The sequence below is a fragment of the Candidatus Brocadiaceae bacterium genome, assembly GCA_012728835.1.
GTDB lineage: Bacteria > Planctomycetota > Brocadiia > SM23-32 > SM23-32 > JAAYEJ01.
Window position 1 is genome coordinate 1 of the sequence record JAAYEJ010000021.1, and the last position, 17,513, is coordinate 17,513.

At 70.7% G+C, this 17,513-nt stretch carries 15 protein-coding genes; 9 read left to right on the forward strand and 6 right to left on the reverse strand.

The genetic code is table 11. The annotated features are described in order from the left end of the window. Positions 1–99: 99 nt before the first annotated feature. Together GXY85_03305 and GXY85_03310 are read right to left on the reverse strand one after the other, a co-directional pair. A complete protein-coding gene (locus GXY85_03305) occupies positions 100–891 on the reverse strand; it encodes a sugar phosphate isomerase/epimerase (GenBank protein NLW49855.1) in 792 nt (263 codons plus the stop codon). 86 nt (positions 892–977) lie between these two features. Beyond that, positions 978–1,895 carry a diguanylate cyclase gene (locus GXY85_03310; GenBank protein NLW49856.1) on the reverse strand — a complete coding sequence of 306 codons (918 nt, stop codon included), beginning with the start codon at positions 1,893–1,895 and terminating at the stop codon, positions 978–980. A gap of 577 nt (positions 1,896–2,472) precedes the next feature. Here GXY85_03310 and GXY85_03315 point away from each other — a divergent pair. The 3 genes from GXY85_03315 to GXY85_03325 are packed head-to-tail and all read left to right on the forward strand — an operon-like array spanning position 2,473 to position 6,377. Beyond that, positions 2,473–4,008: a hypothetical protein gene (locus GXY85_03315; protein ID NLW49857.1), complete on the forward strand. Its 1,536-nt coding sequence runs from the start codon at positions 2,473–2,475 to the stop codon at positions 4,006–4,008. Between the two features lie 45 nt (positions 4,009–4,053). Beyond that, the gene (miaB, locus tag GXY85_03320; protein ID NLW49858.1) at positions 4,054–5,433 is read left to right on the forward strand and encodes a tRNA (N6-isopentenyl adenosine(37)-C2)-methylthiotransferase MiaB; all 1,380 of its coding nucleotides are present in this window, start codon (positions 4,054–4,056) and stop codon (positions 5,431–5,433) included. Further along, a complete protein-coding gene (locus GXY85_03325; protein NLW49859.1) occupies positions 5,406–6,377 on the forward strand; it encodes a hypothetical protein in 972 nt (323 codons plus the stop codon). Before miaB ends, GXY85_03325 begins: the two co-directional genes overlap by 28 nt. A 56-nt stretch (positions 6,378–6,433) precedes the next feature. On the opposite strand, the gene GXY85_03330 is transcribed toward GXY85_03325, so the two are convergent. Further along, complete coding sequence (locus tag GXY85_03330; protein NLW49860.1) at positions 6,434–6,994, reverse strand: GGDEF domain-containing protein; 561 nt, start codon at positions 6,992–6,994, stop codon at positions 6,434–6,436. A gap of 158 nt (positions 6,995–7,152) precedes the next feature. On the opposite strand from GXY85_03330, the gene GXY85_03335 reads away from it, so the two are divergent. The 3 genes from GXY85_03335 to GXY85_03345 are packed head-to-tail and all read left to right on the forward strand — an operon-like array spanning position 7,153 to position 9,641. Continuing rightward, entirely contained in the window at positions 7,153–7,644 is a 492-nt protein-coding gene (locus GXY85_03335; protein ID NLW49861.1) for a transcriptional repressor, read from the forward strand. A 3-nt stretch (positions 7,645–7,647) separates the two neighbouring features. Then, positions 7,648–7,881: a ferrous iron transport protein A gene (locus GXY85_03340; protein ID NLW49862.1), complete on the forward strand. Its 234-nt coding sequence runs from the start codon at positions 7,648–7,650 to the stop codon at positions 7,879–7,881. Positions 7,882–7,922: 41 nt separating this feature from the next. Next, on the forward strand, positions 7,923–9,641 hold the full coding sequence (locus GXY85_03345; protein NLW49863.1) for a ferrous iron transporter B: 1,719 nt from the start codon (positions 7,923–7,925) through the stop codon (positions 9,639–9,641). 50 nt (positions 9,642–9,691) lie between these two features. Here the strand turns inward: GXY85_03345 and GXY85_03350 are convergent, their stop codons facing one another. Next, a complete protein-coding gene (locus GXY85_03350) occupies positions 9,692–10,618 on the reverse strand; it encodes a GTP-binding protein (protein ID NLW49864.1) in 927 nt (308 codons plus the stop codon). A gap of 436 nt (positions 10,619–11,054) precedes the next feature. On the opposite strand from GXY85_03350, the gene GXY85_03355 reads away from it, so the two are divergent. From GXY85_03355 to GXY85_03365, 3 genes are all read left to right on the forward strand, one after another. Further along, entirely contained in the window at positions 11,055–12,431 is a 1,377-nt protein-coding gene (locus tag GXY85_03355; GenBank protein NLW49865.1) for an insulinase family protein, read from the forward strand. A gap of 147 nt (positions 12,432–12,578) precedes the next feature. After that, positions 12,579–14,087: an IMP dehydrogenase gene (gene guaB, locus GXY85_03360; protein ID NLW49866.1), complete on the forward strand. Its 1,509-nt coding sequence runs from the start codon at positions 12,579–12,581 to the stop codon at positions 14,085–14,087. A gap of 54 nt (positions 14,088–14,141) precedes the next feature. After that, positions 14,142–16,262, forward strand: a complete 2,121-nt coding sequence (locus GXY85_03365; GenBank protein NLW49867.1) for a hypothetical protein — start codon at positions 14,142–14,144, stop codon at positions 16,260–16,262. Between the two features lie 17 nt (positions 16,263–16,279). On the opposite strand, the gene GXY85_03370 is transcribed toward GXY85_03365, so the two are convergent. Continuing rightward, positions 16,280–17,224 (reverse strand): hypothetical protein, encoded by a 945-nt coding sequence (locus GXY85_03370; GenBank protein ID NLW49868.1) that lies wholly within the window; start codon positions 17,222–17,224, stop codon positions 16,280–16,282. A gap of 83 nt (positions 17,225–17,307) precedes the next feature. Next, positions 17,308–17,493 carry a hypothetical protein gene (locus GXY85_03375; GenBank protein ID NLW49869.1) on the reverse strand — a complete coding sequence of 62 codons (186 nt, stop codon included), beginning with the start codon at positions 17,491–17,493 and terminating at the stop codon, positions 17,308–17,310. Between the last annotated feature and the right edge of the window lie 20 nt (positions 17,494–17,513).

Sequence of the window (17,513 nt, forward strand, 5' to 3'; positions counted from 1 at the left end):
CGTCCTGGAGGGCGTGCACGGTGACCTGGCCCATCCGGTAGCTCTTGCTGAGCGCCCGGACGGCGTAGAGGAGCGGCCGGGCGTTGCCTGCGCCGGCGTTCACCGGGGGATTCCCTCGAGGTCCAGCAGGCGCTGGAAGGCGTCCCAGACGGTCCGGTAGTAGTCCATGATGCGTTCGGGCTGGTCCGAGGCGGGGATCTCGGCCAGGCAGTAGCCGTCGTAGCGGCGTTCGCGCAGCAGACGGAACAGCTCCAGCCAGGGGTAGGCGTCGGAGCAGAGATCGTGGATGTGGGCCACGCGGATGCGGTCGGCCAGGAGGTCGAAGGACCGGCGTATGGATCCGTCGACGACCTCGCTGGAATCGTGGTTGGAGTTCCAGCAGACGCAGGCGTTCGGGTGGTCGGCGTAGTCGAGGATCCGCTTCATGCGGTTCGGATCGCTGGTGCCGGGGCCGTGCATCTCCACGCGGATCTCCACGCCGACGGAGGCGGCGTCCTCGGCGACCTCGGCCAGGCAGCCGCCGATCTGCCGCAGCGTTTCGTCTTCCGGCACGCCGTCGACCAGGGAGTTGGGGCGCACCTTGACTCCGGGCGCGCCGACGTCGGCGGCCAGGCGCACGTACTCCTTCGTCCCCTGCACGTGCCGGCGCACCTCGTCCCGGTCCGCCATGTGGTATTCGAAGAGGCTGCCCATCTCGACGAGTTCGACGGGGCTCTGCTCAAATCGGTTTCGCACCCGGCGGCGGGCCTCGGGGCTCAACGTGGTCTCCACGCCGTGGGCGTGTGTGGTTCGCAGCTCCACGCCCAGGAAGCCGTGTGCGGCGCACGTGTCCAGAAGTCGGTCCAGGTCCCAGTCCCGGGCAAGCTGGTACGTGACAAGTCCCAGTTTCATCGTTCCTCGCTCCCCTGTGGTCGATGGGGTCGGTGCGTACACGCCGCCGCATTATAGCCGGTACGGACGCGGCTGTAACCGGGCGGTCAGGCGGAGGTCGGTACGCTCCGGACCATCCGGTTGCGCCCTTCCTGCTTGGCCCGGTAGAGGGCCTCGTCAGCGTGCTGCACCAGGGCCTGGGCGTTGGCCTCGGGGAAGTCGGTCGTGGAGGCGGTCCCCACGCTGAGCGTGATGTCGATGGTGCCGAGGCCGGTTCGCGCCGGTGTGCCGGCGACCGCCCGGCAGGCGCGTTCGGCGACTTCCTGGGCGACGTCGCCGTCGCAGCCGGGGAGGATGACGAGGAACTCGTCGCCTCCGTAGCGTCCGACGCTGTCGTAGCTGCGCACGCTGGTGAGCATGATGGCGGCGGCGGCTGCCAGCACGGCGTCGCCGGCCGGATGCCCCCAGGTGTCGTTGACGTGCTTGAAGTGGTCCAGATCGGCCATGATGACCGAGAGCGGCAGGCTCTGGCGCACGTGGCGGGCGAATTCGCGCTCGAGAACGTCGAGGATCGCCTGGTGGTTGTGCAGGTCGGTGAGGCCGTCGCGGGTGGCCGCCCGCAGGAGTCGGCCCTGGGTCTCCAGCAGTTCCTGCTGGAGTTCGATGATGCGCTGGCCGGCGCGCACGCGGACCTCCAGCTCCTGCGGATCGAACGGCTTGACGAGGTAATCGTCGGCGCCGGCGCGGAGGCCTTCGACCACGTGCTCCTTGCGGTCGGCGGTGTTGAGGATGATGAAGTAGGCGAACCGGCCGCTCTGGGCCCGGCGCACGCGCCGGCAGAGTTCGGGGCCGCTCATGTCCGGGAGTCTCCAGTCGCAGACCGCCAGGCGGGCGCGCGCGCTCAGCAGGATCTCCTCCGCCTCTCGGGCGGAGTACGCGCTGATCGTCTCGTAGCCCCCGTTCCGGAGCGTCTCCTCCAGCATCCGGTGGGTTGCCGGGTCCTTCTCGGCAATGAGCACCTTCACCTTCCGCCTCCACGATTCGGCCCGCATTCGGGGTCCGTTCAGCCCCGCTCCCAGCATGCGGCCGCCGGGGTGGTACGTTCGGCCGCCTCAGCGCCCGCCCGGGCCCCCGACTGCGGCGCGCGACCGACATCCTGTGTGCAGAGCGGCCCGCCGTGCCTTCGCACCGGAGGGCGGCCTGGTTCCTGGCACGCCCGCGGCCGATCCGGGGTGAAGGGATGCGTGTCCGTTCCTCTTCCAGTCTGCGGTGAGCGGGGCGAAAAGTCAAGGTGCTTCTCCTCCGGCGTGAACCGCAGATAGAAATGTCCGCTATACACGGCAGATAGAAATGTCCGGTTGTTGCCGCAGCCATGAATGCCCCGTCATGTCCTGGCAGCCCCGGCGCCGGGGTTCCAGTCGCTCGCGACTCTCCGGTCCGTCCGCCGTGCACACGGGGGGCGAGCCGGGGGGGGCGTCCCTGTTGACGGGCCGCTCGCCGTTGCCATATCCTATGCGGGTGCGCGGCTGCGGCGGCCGCCGCGGCGACGGCTGCGGCGGAACGCCGGATCGGGCGATTCGGGCCCACAGACAGAGGTCGGCTATGAGTGCGAGGCGCCCTGAAGACCAGAGAACGTGTCCCGGCGAGCGGTACTCGATCTCGCTGGCCATCTGTCGGACACGACAGCGCAACCAGTATCCGAAGTGCCTCCTGTGCCCGGAGCGCTCGTCCGAGCTGATCGGCTCCATGGCCAGCGACCCGAAGGTGAAGGCGTCCGTCTTCCGCGGCGGCAGCGTGCTGGGCCGCGTGCCGGACGAGATGAACGAGTACGTCGTGCGCAAGGTGGGCCTGGGCGCGGCCCAGTTCCTCCGTGCCGAGCAGCCCTCGGGGGCCGGGCTCGTGGTCGCTTCGGACCTGCGCGAGAGTTCGCGGGCGTTCGCACGCATCTTCTGCGAGGGCGTCAACCGCGGGGGCATGGACACCCTGAACATCGGTGCCGTGCCGCCCGAGTTGATCGCGTTCGTCCTGGGCACGGACGGCCAGACGGGCGGGGCGTTCATCGGGGGCGGCAACTACGCGGACACGGTCAACGGCGTGCGGATCTGGCGCGGCAACCGGACGCCCGTGGCGATGGGCACGGGGCTGGAGAAGGTGGGACTGATCGCCCGGCGGCTGCGCACGGGCTGCAGCCGGCTCCCCGGCAGCCGCCGCAATGCCAACCCGATGCTGGACTACGTGGCCTACGTGCGCAAGTTCGTGCCGAAGCTTGCGCCTCTGAAGGTCGTGATCGACGGCGGCTACGGCACTGCCGGGCGGGTGCTTGAGCCGGTTCTGTCCGGCCTGCCGATCGAGATGGCGCCGTGTCACTTCGACGAGGACCCGCACAATCCGTTCCTGGGTCGCCTCTTCCCGTGCAACGCCCTTGCGGCGTCGGTCCGCGCGGAGATGCAGAAGGCCAGGGCCGATTTCGGGGCGGCGTTCGATTTCGACGGCGAGCGCATCGCCTTCTTCGACGAGCGGGGCCGCGTCCTGCCGGACGATGCGGCCGCCGGCCTCATCGCGTCCGAACTGCTGGCCCGCGCTCCCGGCTCGTCGATCACCTGCGACCTGCGGGCGACGGCGTCTCTGCGGGCGCGCATCGAGCGCGAGGGCGGCAAGGCACTGGCGGCACCGGTCGGCCGGCAGCCCCTCGGGCAGCACTTCCGCCGGAACAACTCGATCTACGGGGTCGACCTGGGCGGGCTCCATTTCTTCCGGGATTTCTTCCAGTTCTCCTCGCCGGTGCTCGCACTACTTCTGTTCTCCGCCTACGTCTCGCGCGAGCGGCGGCCGGTCTCCGACCTGACCGCCGACCTGACGCAGTTCGTCCGCAGCGGGGAGCTGACCCTCTCGACGCCGTCGCCCGAGGTGGCCCAGGGCGTGCTGGACCGGGTGAAGCAGGAGTATCAGGGCGCCGAGCGGGAACTGATCGACGGGGTGACCGTGCGCCAGGCCGACTGGTGGTTCAACCTGCGTCAGAAGGGCCAGACGGCCGAGCTGCTGCTGAACGTCGAAGGGCGCCGGGCCATGGACGAACGCCGCGGGCGCCAGAGCGTCGAACGCCTGGTGGCCAGGCTTCTGGCCGACGCCGCCGTGTAGTCCCTTGCGGCGCCGCTTCGTCCGGCGCTCCGGTGGGGTGTCTCGATGATCGATCCTCCGGCCGATGTCTGCATCGTCACGTTCGGCTGCCAGATGAACAAGCTGGACAGCCAGCTCCTGCGCGGGGAGCTTCTGCGCGCCGGCTTCGCGCTGACCGAGGACCCGGACCGCGCCCGGATCGTGCTCTACAACACCTGCAGCGTGCGGGCCCACGCGGAGAACCGCGTCCTGTCACACCTGGGCGCCTGGCGCCGCCGGGCCGGGCGGGAGCCGGAGTTCGTGCTCGGCGTCATCGGCTGCATGGCGCAGCGGCTGGGGGGGCAATTGACGCGCCAGTTCGGGCACGTGCGCCTCGTCTGTGGGACGCGGGCCTTCCTGCGCGTGCCGGAATACCTGCGGCGTCTTCTGGCGGGGGAGGGCACGATCGTCGACACGGCCACGGACGCGCCCGTGCGATTCCGCCGCGCCCCGGCCGTGCGTGAGACGCCCTGGCAGGCCCACGTGAGCGTCATGCGCGGCTGCGACAACTTCTGCTCGTACTGCATTGTGCCGTATGTGCGCGGGCGCGAGGTGAGCCGGCCGCCGGACGACGTGGTGCGCGAGTGCGAGGCCCTGGCCGCCGACGGCGTGCGCGAGGTGACCCTGTTGGGGCAGAACGTGAGCGGCTACGGCCGCGGGCTCCCGGGGGAGCCCGTGACGCTGGCCGACCTGCTGGAACGGGTCAACGAGGTGCCCGGGCTCGTCCGCATCCGCTTCATCACGAGCCACCCCCGCGATACGTCCGAGGATCTGCTGCGCGCCGTGGCCCGGCTGGACAAGGTGTGCCGGCACCTGCACGTGCCTGCCCAGAGCGGGGCGGACGCCGTCCTGGCCCGCATGGGGCGGGGCTATACCGGCTCGGACTACCTGCGCATGACGGACCGCGCGCGCGAACTCATGCCCGAGGTCGCGCTGGCCAGCGACTTCATGGTCGGCTTCCCGGGCGAGACCGAGGCGGACTTCCGCGACACGCTGGAGCTGGTCCGGCGTGTGCGCTTCCAGCAGAGCTTCGTCTTCAAGTACTCCCCCCGGCCGGGCACGCGTGCGGCGCGCTGGCCGGACGACGTGCCGGATGAGGTGAAGCGCGCCCGCAACCAGGCCCTGCTGGCCGCACAGGAGGAAGTGGACCGCCGGCGGCGCAGCGCCCTGGTGGGGCAGACCCTGCAGGTGATGGTCGAAGGCCCGAGCAAGGCCGACCCTGCGAGACTGTGCGGCCGCACCGGCGAGAACGACATCGTCGTCTTCGCCGGGCCGCGAAGCCTGGCCGGTTGCCTCTGCCGGGTGCGCGTGATCGGAGCGACGGTGCTGACGCTCCACGGCGAGGCCGCCGGGGAGGTCCGAACCCCGGGAGGTGCGGGATGCCCGGCCCTTCGCGAACGCAACTGATCTGGATGGCGCAGACGCTCCACACGATGCTGGATGCGGGGGTGCCGATCGGCCGCGTGCTGGACGTGATGACCCGCCAGGCGCCGACGGCGGGCGTGCGGCACGCGTTGACGCTGGCCCGGGGCCGCATCGACCAGGGCGCCACGCTGGCGGAGGCCCTGGGGGAGCAGCGCCGCTTCCCGCCGCTCTTCGTCGGCCTTCTGGATGCTGGCGAGCGGAGCGGAACGCTGGAACGCACGGCGGGTGAGCTGGCTCGGTACTACGAGTTCCGGCAGCGGCTCTGGTCGCGCTTCCGCGCGCAGATCACCCTGCCGGTCGTCCAGTATGTGGTCGCCGTGGCGGTCATCGGCCTGGCCACGCACATCCTGGCGATGCTGGCGGATCGGCCGAGCCGGGCGGGCTGGTGGCTGCTCGTCGGCTACGGGCTGCCGCCGGTGCTGGTGCTGGCCTACCGGCTGGCGGCCGGCGCCCTGGGCGGGCTGCGGCTCGTCCATGAGGTCGTCCTGCACGTGCCCGTCGTCGGGCGCGCCGCGCGAGCCGTGGCGCTGGCGCGCTTCAGCTTCGTGTTCCTGTTGCTCTACGAGGCGGCCTTCCCGGTCGTGGAGGCGCTCAGGAGGGCTCTGGAGGGCACGGGCAATGCCGCATTCGCCGCCCGGAGCGGGCGCACGAAGCGTGCCATCGAGGACTCCGGCAGCCTGACCTCGGCCCTGCGGGCGACCGGCCTGTTCCCGGAGGACTACCTGCAGATCACGGCCGTGGCGGAGGAGTCCGGCAAGCTCTCCGAGCGGTTCGCCTGGCTGGCGTCGCACTACGCGGAGCGGGCCGAACGCACGATGCACGCCCTTGCGGTGGCGGCGGGGTGGGCTGTGTGGAGCGTCGTGGCGGCGATCATCATCGTGTTCATCTTCCGGTTCTTCTGCCAGTATGTTCGCATGCTGGGGTGAGGCGTCCGGGGCGGCAAGGACGAACACGGACCGCGCACGGCCGCGTTGCCCGATGTTCAGACGGCCCGATCGACCAGCGTGTTCTCCCGGGCCCGCTCCATCAACTCCTTGACGGTGCAGGGCTCGGCGGGATCCCAGCGCGTGACGCCGACGCGCATGGGCAACTCGTCGGCGGTCAGGGTGAGCTGGGCGAGGTGCTGGTGCAGGCGGTTGGCGAGCAGTTCCTGATGGGCGGCCGTGGCTTCGATTGCCAGAACGGCGAACTCGTCCGGGCCGACCCTCGCCACGATGTCCGCCTGGCGGTAGATCTGTTTGAGCAGTGCGCCGGCCCGTCTGAGCATCTCATCGCCGGCGTCGCGGCCGCGGGTTTCGTTGGTGGCTTCCAGGCCCACTACCTTGCACAACAGCAGCACCATGGATCGGCGTTTGCGGCTGGCCAGCCGGAACTGCTGCAGTGTGAGGGTGAAGAACGCATTGCGGTTGTAGAGGCCCGTCAAGGCGTCGTGATAGGCGACTTCGCTGCCGCCGCCGCCGCCCGCACTCAACGCCGCCAGACGGGCGCGAAGCCGTTCGACCTCGCGCGCAAGCTCCTCCTTCGTCATCTCGCCTTCGCCCACGCTCCGCTCCTGTGTCGCTGAGCCTCTGTGTCCCCCCCCTCCTGGTCCTGCCGCAAACGGCGCACATGATACCACAGGTTGCCGGATGTGTCCCGGGAAAACCGCGGGGTTCCCGGGCAGGAACTTGACGCGGACCTCGGGGGGGGTGTACATTTCTGTTGAGAATGAGTGTCAACAAGGCGAAAGGGAGTCGGGAGCGCGCCGAGGCTGTGGAGGCGTTTCGCGCCTGCCTGTCGGTGCGCGGGCTGCGGTTCACCGCGCAGAGGCAGCACGTGCTCTTCGAGGCGCTGGCGAGGGGCGGGCATTTCGACGCCGAGCGACTGCACGAGGGTCTGCGGGCGGCCGGCCGGGCGGTGTCCCTGGCGACCGTCTACCGGACGCTGGGGCTGCTGGTCGACTGCGGCCTGATCCGGCAGACGCCCCGCTGGGATGACCGGGAGTGCTACGAGACGCTGCGCGGTCGCTCGCATCACGACCACATGCTGTGTGTGGAATGCAGACGCGTCATCGAGTTCTGCGACGACGAGTTGGAGTCGCTTCAGGCGCGGATCTGCCGCCGTTACGGTTTCGAGCCGATCGACCACCGCATGGGCATCCGCGGGCTCTGCCGAGCCTGCCGAGCCGGCGGCAAGACGAAAGACAGCAGGTGACAGATGGTGACGAACCTGGAGCAGCTCCCCCCCGGCCGCAATGCCGTCGTCGTGGCGCTGGGGGGGGGGCGGGGCATGGTGAACCGACTGGAAGCCATGGGCGTCCGGCCGGGCAAGCAGGTGCGCAAGGTCAGCACCCAGTTCATGGCAGGGCCGATCACGGTTCTGGTGAACGGCCGGCAGCTTGCGATGGGGCGGGGCATCGCCCGCCGGATTCAGGTCGACGCGGGGGGCTGACCATGGCGGGCTCGGGCAAGTCGGGCGGGGGCGAGCGCCAGATGCGCGTGCTCCTGATGGGCAACCCGAACGTGGGTAAGAGCGCCGTCTTCTCGCGCCTGACCGGGGCCCACGTCATCGCGTCGAACTACCCGGGCACCACGGTGTCGTTCACCGAGGGCCACATGCGCTGCGACGGCCGGGCCTGCCGCGTGATCGACGTGCCCGGGACCTACTCCCTGCAGCCGGACAGCCGTGCCGAGGAAGTCGCCGTCGAGATGCTCGACAAAGGCGACGTGATCATCAACGTCGTGGACGCGACGAACCTGGAGCGGAACCTCAACCTGACGCTTCAACTGCTGAAGCGCCGCCTGCCGATGGTCGTGGCGCTGAACATGTGGGACGAGGCGCTCGAGCACGGCGTGCGGATCGACACGGATGCGTTGTCGGAGCGGCTCGGCGTCCCCGTCGTGACCACCTGCGCCATCAGCGGCGTGGGGATGAAGGACCTGCAGCGGAGCCTCGCCGATGCACGGGCGGGCAGTCTCGAGTTCGACGACGCGGACCGCTGGACGCTGGTCGGAGAGATCGTCGAACAGGTCCAGCGGATCGAGCACCAGCATCCGACCGTCGGGCAGGAGCTGAGCCACGCTACCGTGCATCCCGTGCTCGGGCCGCTGATCGCGGTCGTGGTGCTGGCGGTCTCGTTCGATGTGGTGCGCCTGGTGGGCGAAGGGCTGATCGGCCACGTCATGGACCCCCTGTTCGAGCGCCTGTGGCGGCCCGTTGTGGTCTGGATCTCCGGCCTTCTGGGGGCCGAGGGCATCCTCCACACGCTGCTGATCGGGGAGCTTGTCGAAGGCCGGATCGAGTTCGGAGAGTCCTTCGGCCTTCTGACCACGGGCTTCTACATCCCCCTGGCGGCGGTTCTGCCGTACGTCTTCGCCTTCTACTTCGTGCTGGGCATCCTGGAGGACAGCGGCTATCTGCCACGCCTGGGCGTTCTGGTCGACAACGTCATGCACCGGCTCGGCCTGCACGGGCTGACGGTGGTCCCGATGCTGATGGGCCTGGGCTGCAACGTGCCGGGGGCGCTGGCCCTGCGCGTGCTGGAGACGCGCAAGGAGCGGTTCATCGCCGCCACGCTGCTGAGCGTCTGCGTGCCGTGCATGGCTCAACTGGCGATGCTGGCCGGGCTGATCGGCCGGCATGGCGTCCTGGCGTTCGCCCCCGTGCTGGGGTCGCTCTTCGTGCTCTGGGTCGTCCTGGGCACCACGATGAAGCGGTTCGTCAAGGGGTTGACGCCCGAGATTCTGCTGGACATCCCGCCCTACCGGTTCCCCTACTGGGGCGCGCTGGCCAAGAAGCTGCTGATGCGCATGCGCGGGTTCCTGCGGGAGGCCGTGCCGTACGTGCTGCTCGGCGTGCTGGTCGTGAACCTGCTCTACGTCTTGGGCATCATTCACTGGGCGGGGGTGGTGCTGAGCCCGGTCGTCGAGCACTGGCTGGGGTTGCCGGCCGAGGCGGCCGGAGCGCTGCTGATCGGCTTCATGCGCAAGGACGTCGCCGTCGGCATGCTGGCCCCGCTGAACCTCTCGCTCCGGCAGCTCATCGTGGCCGGCGTCGTGCTCACGGCGTACTTCCCGTGCGTGGCCACGTTCGTCGTGCTGCTGCGGGAACTGGGCGTGCGGGACATGGTCAAGGCGGCGGCGATCATGGTTGTGGCGGCGTTCGCGACCGGCGGGCTGCTGAACCTGATCCTGGTCGGCGTGGGGCTGTAGCCCGGCGTCGACCGGGTGTGCAGCGGCCGCCCTCGGCGGCCGGGCGGAGGTCAGGCGCCGCTTCGGCGAAGCGCGCGTGCGGCGGCCGCCGGCCCGCCGTCGGCGTGCGCACGGTGCGCCGCGTCCAGGGCCTCGGCCGCCTCCGGGAAGAAGACCACGGCCGCCCCGCGCCGACACGGATCGATCAGCGGGCGATAGGGCGCCAGCAGCGCGTCCTCCAAAGCGACCAGGTTCGCGCGTGTCCGGGCGGAGATGCGGACGGGCTCGCACGTCGGCCCGCACGTGCGCAGGCGCAGCGGCGGGGCGGGGCCGGTCAGGAGGTCGGCCTTGTTGCCGACGAACAGCACGCGCGTGCCCGGGGCGAACGCCGGCACGGCGGCTGCGTCCGGCCAGGTTCCCTCGCGCACGTCGAACAGAACCAGCGCGACCTCGCAGTGCCGTGCAAGGCTCAGGGCCCGACGCACCGCCCCGCGTTCCACCTCGTCGCCGGCGGCCCGTATCCCGGCCGCGTCCGTCAGGTCGAACGGCACGCCCTGCAGGCTCACGCGCTCGGTCACGGTGTCGCGCGTCGTGCCGGGCTCCTCGTGCACGATCACGCGCTCCCGCTCCAGCAGGGCGTTCAGCAGTGTGGACTTGCCCACGTTCGGGGGGCCCAACAGCGCCACACGGGGCGGATGGAGCAGCGCGATGCCCAGCTCCCGCGTGTTCCGCAGGGCGCACAGGGGCGCGGCGTCGCCCCGGTCCAGTGCCTGCAGCGCCGTCTCCACGGCCCGCCGGAGCGCTCCGTCGGCCTGGTGGAGGAGCATCACGGCGCCCAGGCGCGTCGGGACGCGGGGCAGCGCCTTCAGGGCGGCGGCCCGGATGGCCCGGTCCGACAGGGGGGGGGCGGGCGGGCGGTCCGCCGCAGCAGGGCCGTCCTCGACGACGCGCGCGCCCGCGCCCCGCAGGCAGTCGAGGACCGCGTTGACGGCCGCCATGCCGCCGTGGCAGTTGACCTCGAAACGGGGTTCGCCGGCGGTGTCCACCCGGGCCACGATGACCTCGTCCAGCACGGCGCCGTTGCGGCGGATCGTCCCGTGGGCGATGCGGCCGAGGGCCAGGCGGCCTGCCGGGCGGTGCGTGCCTGCGAAGACGCGGTCCAGCAGTGCGGGGGCCCCCGGGCCGCTGACGACGACCACGGCGATGCCGCCCTGTCCCGGCGGGGTCAGGACCCGGGCGCGCGGCATGGGTTGGTCCACGGGGGGCCTCTATTCGGTCTTTGCGCAGGGCAACGGTTGGCCGGGGTTGCTTGACGCCGCGGCGGTTCATTCTATACCATCGCTGGATGCGGCGCACGGGATGCCGCGTTCCTGCCTTCCGGCGTTCGGCTCGCCGGGCCGGTCCGTCGTGGTCTGCTCAGGGGGGGGAGTGCGCATGGCACAGGGGGAGCTGCGGCGGTCGGTGCTGCCGAACGGGCTGCGCGTGCTGGGGGTGGAGAACCCGTCGCTGCACTCGTTCGTGTGCTCGGTGTATGTGCGCGTGGGCCCGCGGTTCGAGCCTCCGGAGCGCGCGGGCCTGAGCCACTTCCTGGAGCACATGGTGCTGCAGGGCTCGGAGCGCTTTCCGGACTCGGCGACCATCCTGCGCGGGATCGAGGACGTCGGCGGCGTGGTGGATGCCGCCACCTATGAGGAGCACATGCGGTTCGTCTTCGCGGTGCACCGCAAGCACTGGCGCCGCGTGCTGGAGATCGCCGGCGACGTGCTGTTGCGGCCCCTGTTCGATCCGGGCGAGCTGGAGCGCGAGAAGCTGATCATTGCCCAGGAGGTCTCGCAGCATCGCGACCGGGCGGGGCGCAACATCAGCCCGGAGGAGATTGCCCACTGCCTGCTGTTCCACGGCCGGGCCAGCGAGTCGGGCACCCGCGGATCGCCCGCGATCATGTCGCGCTTCGATCGGGCGCTCATCGAGGCGCACTACCGCCGGTTCTTCGTGCCGGGCAACATGGTGGTGTGCCTGGCCGGGGGGCTGCACTTCGACGAGGTCCTGGACGAGCTGGCCGAGCGGATGGGGGCCCTGGCGCCGGCGGCCGAGACCCCGCCGGAGCCGCTGCCGGTGGCGGCGCGCCCGACGGCGCGGGCCCGGGCCTTCTGCCGTCCGACCGAGGCCCTGCCGGTGGCCGAACTGCTGCTGAGTCACCGCGCCTGCGGGCTGCGGGACGAACGGTTCGACGCCCTGCGTGCGGCCTCCTACCTGCTGGGCGGCGGGCTCAGTTCCCGCCTGTTCATGCGCGTGCGCGAGGAACTGGGCCTGGTCTACCAGATCGACTCGCACGTGCAGAGCTACTCGGACACGGGCGCCTTCGAGATGTTCCTCAGCGTGGGGGTCGAGAACCTGACGGCCGCGTTCGAGGCCGGCCTGGAGGTACTCCACGAGACATTGCGCGACGGCTTCACCGCCGAGGAGCTGGACCGCTACAAGGAGAGCCTGCGCTGCGGCATGGACATGCTCTGCGACCAGCCCACGCACCTGGCGGACTGGTTCGGGCGGCAGGAGCTGCTTCTGGGCGCCGACGGCGTTGTGACCCCCGCCGACCACGTGGGCAGAAACGAGGCCCTGACTCTGGGGGACCTGAGGGCCGTCCTGCGGGACGTGTGCACGCCGGACCGGAGCGACCTGGTCTGCGTGGGGCCATACGGGTCGGCAGAACGCGAGGGGCTGATGAGCGCGTTCGACGCCGACGCCGTCGCGGCGGTCTCCGGTGACGACGAACCGGAGGCGACGGCCCCGGTGCCGATGGGCTCCGTGTGAACGAAGGGACGGGCCGTCTTCGCTGTTGACTCGGCCCGGGGGCCGCCTGTAGAATCGGACCACCGGGGGCCGTTCCTCGGTGGCCGGGGCGGCGAGTCCGGCCGCTTGCATACCTCGCCACGCCGATTCCTGTGTCGGAGCGCGTGTATGAACCGAGGGAACGGGGTGGACGCCGCCGGGCTGTTCGCCGGCGGTGGTCTGACATACGACGACTTCATCGTCCTGCCTGGTTACATCCGAACGGGTCTGGGCGAGATCACATTCGACACCAGACTCACCCGCGACATCGGCCTGAAGAGCCCGCTGGTCAGTTCGCCGATGGATACCGTCACCGAGAGCAGCATGGCCATCCGCATGGCGCTGCTCGGCGGCATCGGCATCGTCCACTACAACAACACCATCGAAGAGCAGACCGAGGAGATCCGCAAGACCAAGCGGTTCGAGAACGGCTTCATCGCCGATCCGGTCGCGCTCTCGCCCGACCACCGGATCGCCGACGTCGACGAGATCAAGCGGCGCTACGGCTTCAGCGGCATCCCGATCACGGCCGACGGCCGCCCGCACGGCAAGCTGGTCGGGATCGTGTCCGCGCGCGACATCGATTTCGAGCCGGACAGGACCCGGAAGCTGAGCGAGGTCATGACCACGGATCTGGTCACGGCCCCCGGCGGCATCACCCTGGCCCAGGGCAACCGCATCCTGAAGCAGAGCAAGAAGGGCAAGCTCCCCATCATCGACAAGGACGGGCACCTGGTCAGCCTGATGAGCCGCACAGACCTGCGCAAGAACCAGGACTTCCCGCTGGCCAGCAAGGACGCGCGCAAGCAGCTCCTGGCCGGCGCCGCGGTGGGGACGCGCGATGAGGACCACGACCGCCTCGAAGCTCTGGTGGAGGCCGGCGTCGACGTGGTCGTCCTGGACAGCTCGCAGGGCCACTCGGTCTACCAGGTCGAGATGATCCGCTGGGCCAAGGGCCGCTGGCCGTCCCTGCAGGTCATCGCGGGCAACGTGGTGACGGCCGCCCAGTGCGAGGGGCTGATCGAGGCCGGCGCGGACGGGCTGCGGGTCGGCATGGGGTCGGGCTCCATCTGCATCACGCAGGAGACGCTGGCGGTCGGCCGTCCCCAGGCGAGCGCGGTCTACTTCTGTGCGCGCGCGGCGCGCGAGCGCGGCGTGCCGGTCATCGCGGACGGTGGGATATCCTCCATCGGTCACGTGTTCAAGGCGCTCTCGATCGGGGCGTCTACGGTGATGATGGGCTCCCTGCTGGCGGGTACCGAGGAGGCGCCCGGGGAGTACTTCTACGAAGGCGGCGTGAAGGTGAAGCGCTACCGCGGGATGGGGTCGCCCGAGGCGATGGCGGCCCGGGGCGCCCGGCGCTACATGGAGCGCGACGAGGCCGTCCGGGTGGCCCAGGGGGTCAGCGGCACGGTGGTCGACAAGGGGTCGGTCGTCGAATACGGCCTCTACCTGCTCCAGGGCCTGCGACACGCGATCCAGGATGTCGGGCTTTCATCGCTGGCCGAGGTCCACGACGCCCTGGCGGCCGGCGTCGTGCGGTTCGAGGAGCGCAGTGCCTCGGCGCGGTTCGAGGGTGGCGTGCACGGACTGCACTCCTACCAGGAGCCGCACCGGATGTTGCCGAAGAAGGTTTGAGCATGCGCGGTTCCGTCCCCGTGCGCCTGCCGGCAGCGGAGAGGTGGCGAACCGGTGTTCCGCCGACGTGTGAGGGTGATGCTGGCCGTCCTGACGCTGGCGTGGTGCGTCCTGCTCGCGCGCCTGGCGCAGGTCCAGATCGGCTCGCATGACCTCTTCGTGCTCGACCGGTACACGCAGGCCGGCGGGAACCGCTCCATCGAGACCCTGCGGGGGGGCATCTACGGCTACTGGGGCACGCCCCTGGCCTACCAGGCCCCGTCCTTCGACGTGGCCGTTCACTACAGCCAGCTCGTGCCCGCGTGCCGCGAGCCCTGGGCGCTGGAGGATGTGCGGGGGCTTCTGGACGAATATGCCGCCGTTGCCGGCCTGCCGCCGCCGGGCGCCGAGGACTGCCGCCGGCTCTGGCTGGAGGCCCGGGCCGAGTCCCCGGGTTCGGCGCAGGACTACGTGCGCCGCCGCCTGGCGGGCGAGTCGCAGCGCGCACTCCGGGCCGGGGCGCCGTCGGCCGGCCGACCCGCCGACTGGCGGCCGATCGTGGCCGCGCTGACCGACTCGACGATCGAGGACCTGACGGCGCGGGCCGACGACATCGTGCGCAAGGTCGAGCAGATGGAGGCGAGCGTCCGGCGCCGCCAGATGGAGCGCGAGGGCAAGGCGGACATCCGCATCAGCGAACGCTACCAGTGGCACGTCGTCTGCGAGGACCTGAAGGCGGAGGCGGCCATCGTCTTCCGCACAGAGCCGGAGCGCCTGCCCGTCGTGCGCGTGAACCGTGCCGTGGAGCCGGCGGTCAAGGTGCTGGAGCGGACCACGCGCCGGCACACGAACAGCGGGCTGGCCGCGCACGTGATCGGGCCGATGCGGGCCCTCTCGCCCGAGATGTGGGCGAGCCTGCTCGAGGACGGCCGCACCTGGCGGGCCGGCCAGACGTTCGCCGGGATCGGGAAGCTCTACCGGATGGACGACCACGTCGGCGACTTCGGCATCGAGCGGGCGGCGGAGGACCGGCTGCGGGGGACCCGCGGCCACGTCCTGAACCGGCTGGTGTTCAAATACCTGTCCTATGAGAGGGAATCCGAGGAGGTCGCGCCGGAGCCAGGGCAGGACGTCTGCCTGACGCTGCGGGAGGACTTCCAGGAGGCGGCCAACAACGCGCTGGCCTGGGCCGCCGACCGGGAGCTGAACCCGCAACTGGACTTCTCGGCCGGGGCGTTCGTCCTGATGGACGTGAGTTCGGGCGCCGTCCTGGCCGCCGCCACCTGGCCGGCCTACGACCTGGCCGACTACAGGACCCGCTACCCGGAGCTGCTGGCCCACCCGCTTCACCCGCTCGTCTTCCGCCCGACCCAGGGGGCCCTGCCGACCGGCTCGGTCTTCAAGATCATCGCCGCCATCGCCGCCCTGGAGGAGGGCGCCATCACGCCCGCGACCACGTTCGACTGCCGCCAGAGAGAGGTCTTCCGCGCCGGCGCACAATCCCGGCCGTTCACGTGCACCGGCTACCACCGTTCCATTGCGCTCCTGCCCGCCATCCAGAAGTCGTGCAACATCTACTTCTATCATGTCGGACTCAGGGCCGGCGGGGACGCGATGGCACGATGGGCGACGGCCTTCGGCCTGGGGCGCCCCACCGGCGTGGACCTGCCCTTCGAGGCCCGGCACAGCCAGGTGCCCGTGCCCCGGCACACCTTCGGCGTCATCAACCTGTCCATCGGCCAGGGCGAGATGCGCTGCACGCCGCTGCAGGTGGCCGGGATGATGGCGGCCGTCGCCAACGGCGGCACGCTGCACACCCCGCACTTCATCGACCATTTCCGGACGGCCGCCGGGGAGCGGATCCCCCCCGACAGACCCGCCTCCGTGCGCATCCCCCTGAAGCCGGGCACCCTGGACACCGTGCGCGAGGGCATGCGGCTCGTCACTCTGCCCGGCGGCACGGCCGACGGGATGGGGCTGGAGCACTACGGCGTTGCCGGCAAGACGGGCACCGCCGAGATGGGCCAGGGGCGGCCGAACCACGCCTGGTTCGCGGGCTACCTGCCGCACGACGACCCGAAGGTGGCCTTCGCCATCGTCAGCGAGGGGACGAGCGTCCACGGCGGCGAAGGCGCCGGCCCGATCCTCGCGCACTGCCTGGAGTCGATCGGGGACGCCATCGCCGAGATGCCCTGACCGCCTCTGCGGCTCCGCTACCGCACGATGATGGTGACCTTCTTGACGAACTCCTCCGCCGGCAGCGTGCCGGCCGCCAGCGCGTCGACGTCCGCCTTGCGCGCGTGCAGCGTCAGCACGCCCGGGTCCACTCCAAACCATGGGTAGGACGGCTGGGTGCCGAAAACGATGACCGACAGGGCTTCCTCCGCACCGATGCTGCGCATGTTCTTCGCTTCTTCGAGCGCCGTCAGGAGTGCGTTCTTCAGCTTCTCGACCGACTCGGGGCGGAAGGGCGGCTCCTGCGGCACGGCGTAGACTACTCTGGGCTCGGGCGGTGCCGTCAGCTCCCGCTGCGTCTGCTCCCACAGGGAGGCCGGCTCCTCCTCGGGTCCCTCTGTTCCGGCCGGCGGGGGACCGATCAGTGGGAAACGGACGCTCAGCATGAAGACGGCGCCATAGCCGTCCAGGTACAGCGCCCTCGGTTGTCTGTCCTGTGGGGCGAAGGCCGACGCGAACATCGGCGTAGCGGGCACCGCCGGCTCCGGTTGCGCCACGTGCTCCTTGCCGAACGCCTGCGCCAGCGTCTTGTCGAGCACTCGCGACATGATAATCAGGTCGTCCAGCAGTGCGGCAGTGCGTTCGTCGTCCATCTCACCGGCGGGCACGAGGATCACGCGCGGAGCCCGATCGGTGGTGCAGCCGGCCAGCTCGCGCAGTTCGGCAAGTGCCTTCTGTTCGTCGGCCCTCAGCCCGCCGGTCCTCGCCGCTCCCCTTCGGAGTCCCATGCCTGCCCGCATCCGGGCCTCCTGTTCCATCCCCATTGCCTCCTGCATCATCCGGAGGCCCGTCTCCTCCTCAGCGTCTATGACCTGCGACATCACCTCGCTGCGGGCCCCTGTGCCCGCCGCTGCGACCGCCCCGCACAGAGACATCATCAGGGCCGCCAACGCCAGCCCCACCCACGTCATCGGCCGTATCATCCTTACGTTCTCTCCTTGATCCATGGACACAGTCCGGACCACGGCGGTCAACTGCACCCGGGTGCGCTGGAACTCCTGTTCCGTCAACGCCGCCAGCGTGCGCAGAGCCGGAAGACAGGCCCATCCCAGCGCCGCATGATGAGACCGAACGCGCGGCGATCGCCGTCTCGCTGCACGCGCAGCATGGCCTCTTCGTCGGTCAGGGACATCGGGCGGTCTCCGGCGCCTTCATCCGCCGCCGACGCGCCCATGGCCATCGCTCGCTCCAAGAGGCTGTCCCTCCCGATCC

Bases quoted from the DNA above. Each gene is read 5' to 3' on its own strand.
- GXY85_03340 (NLW49862.1), top strand. From the start codon at position 7,648: ATGGTGACGAACCTGGAGCAGCTCCCCCCCGGCCGCAATGCCGTCGTC.
- GXY85_03325 (NLW49859.1), top strand. From the start codon at position 5,406: ATGCCCGGCCCTTCGCGAACGCAACTGATCTGGATGGCGCAGACGCTC.
- GXY85_03345 (NLW49863.1), top strand. From the start codon at position 7,923: ATGCGCGTGCTCCTGATGGGCAACCCGAACGTGGGTAAGAGCGCCGTC.
- GXY85_03370 (NLW49868.1), bottom strand. From the start codon at position 17,224: ATGATACGGCCGATGACGTGGGTGGGGCTGGCGTTGGCGGCCCTGATG.
- guaB (NLW49866.1), top strand. From the start codon at position 12,579: ATGAACCGAGGGAACGGGGTGGACGCCGCCGGGCTGTTCGCCGGCGGT.
- GXY85_03355 (NLW49865.1), top strand. From the start codon at position 11,055: ATGGCACAGGGGGAGCTGCGGCGGTCGGTGCTGCCGAACGGGCTGCGC.
- miaB (NLW49858.1), top strand. From the start codon at position 4,054: ATGATCGATCCTCCGGCCGATGTCTGCATCGTCACGTTCGGCTGCCAG.
- GXY85_03305 (NLW49855.1), bottom strand. From the start codon at position 891: ATGAAACTGGGACTTGTCACGTACCAGCTTGCCCGGGACTGGGACCTG.
- GXY85_03315 (NLW49857.1), top strand. From the start codon at position 2,473: ATGAGTGCGAGGCGCCCTGAAGACCAGAGAACGTGTCCCGGCGAGCGG.
- GXY85_03350 (NLW49864.1), bottom strand. From the start codon at position 10,618: ATGGCGGCCGTCAACGCGGTCCTCGACTGCCTGCGGGGCGCGGGCGCG.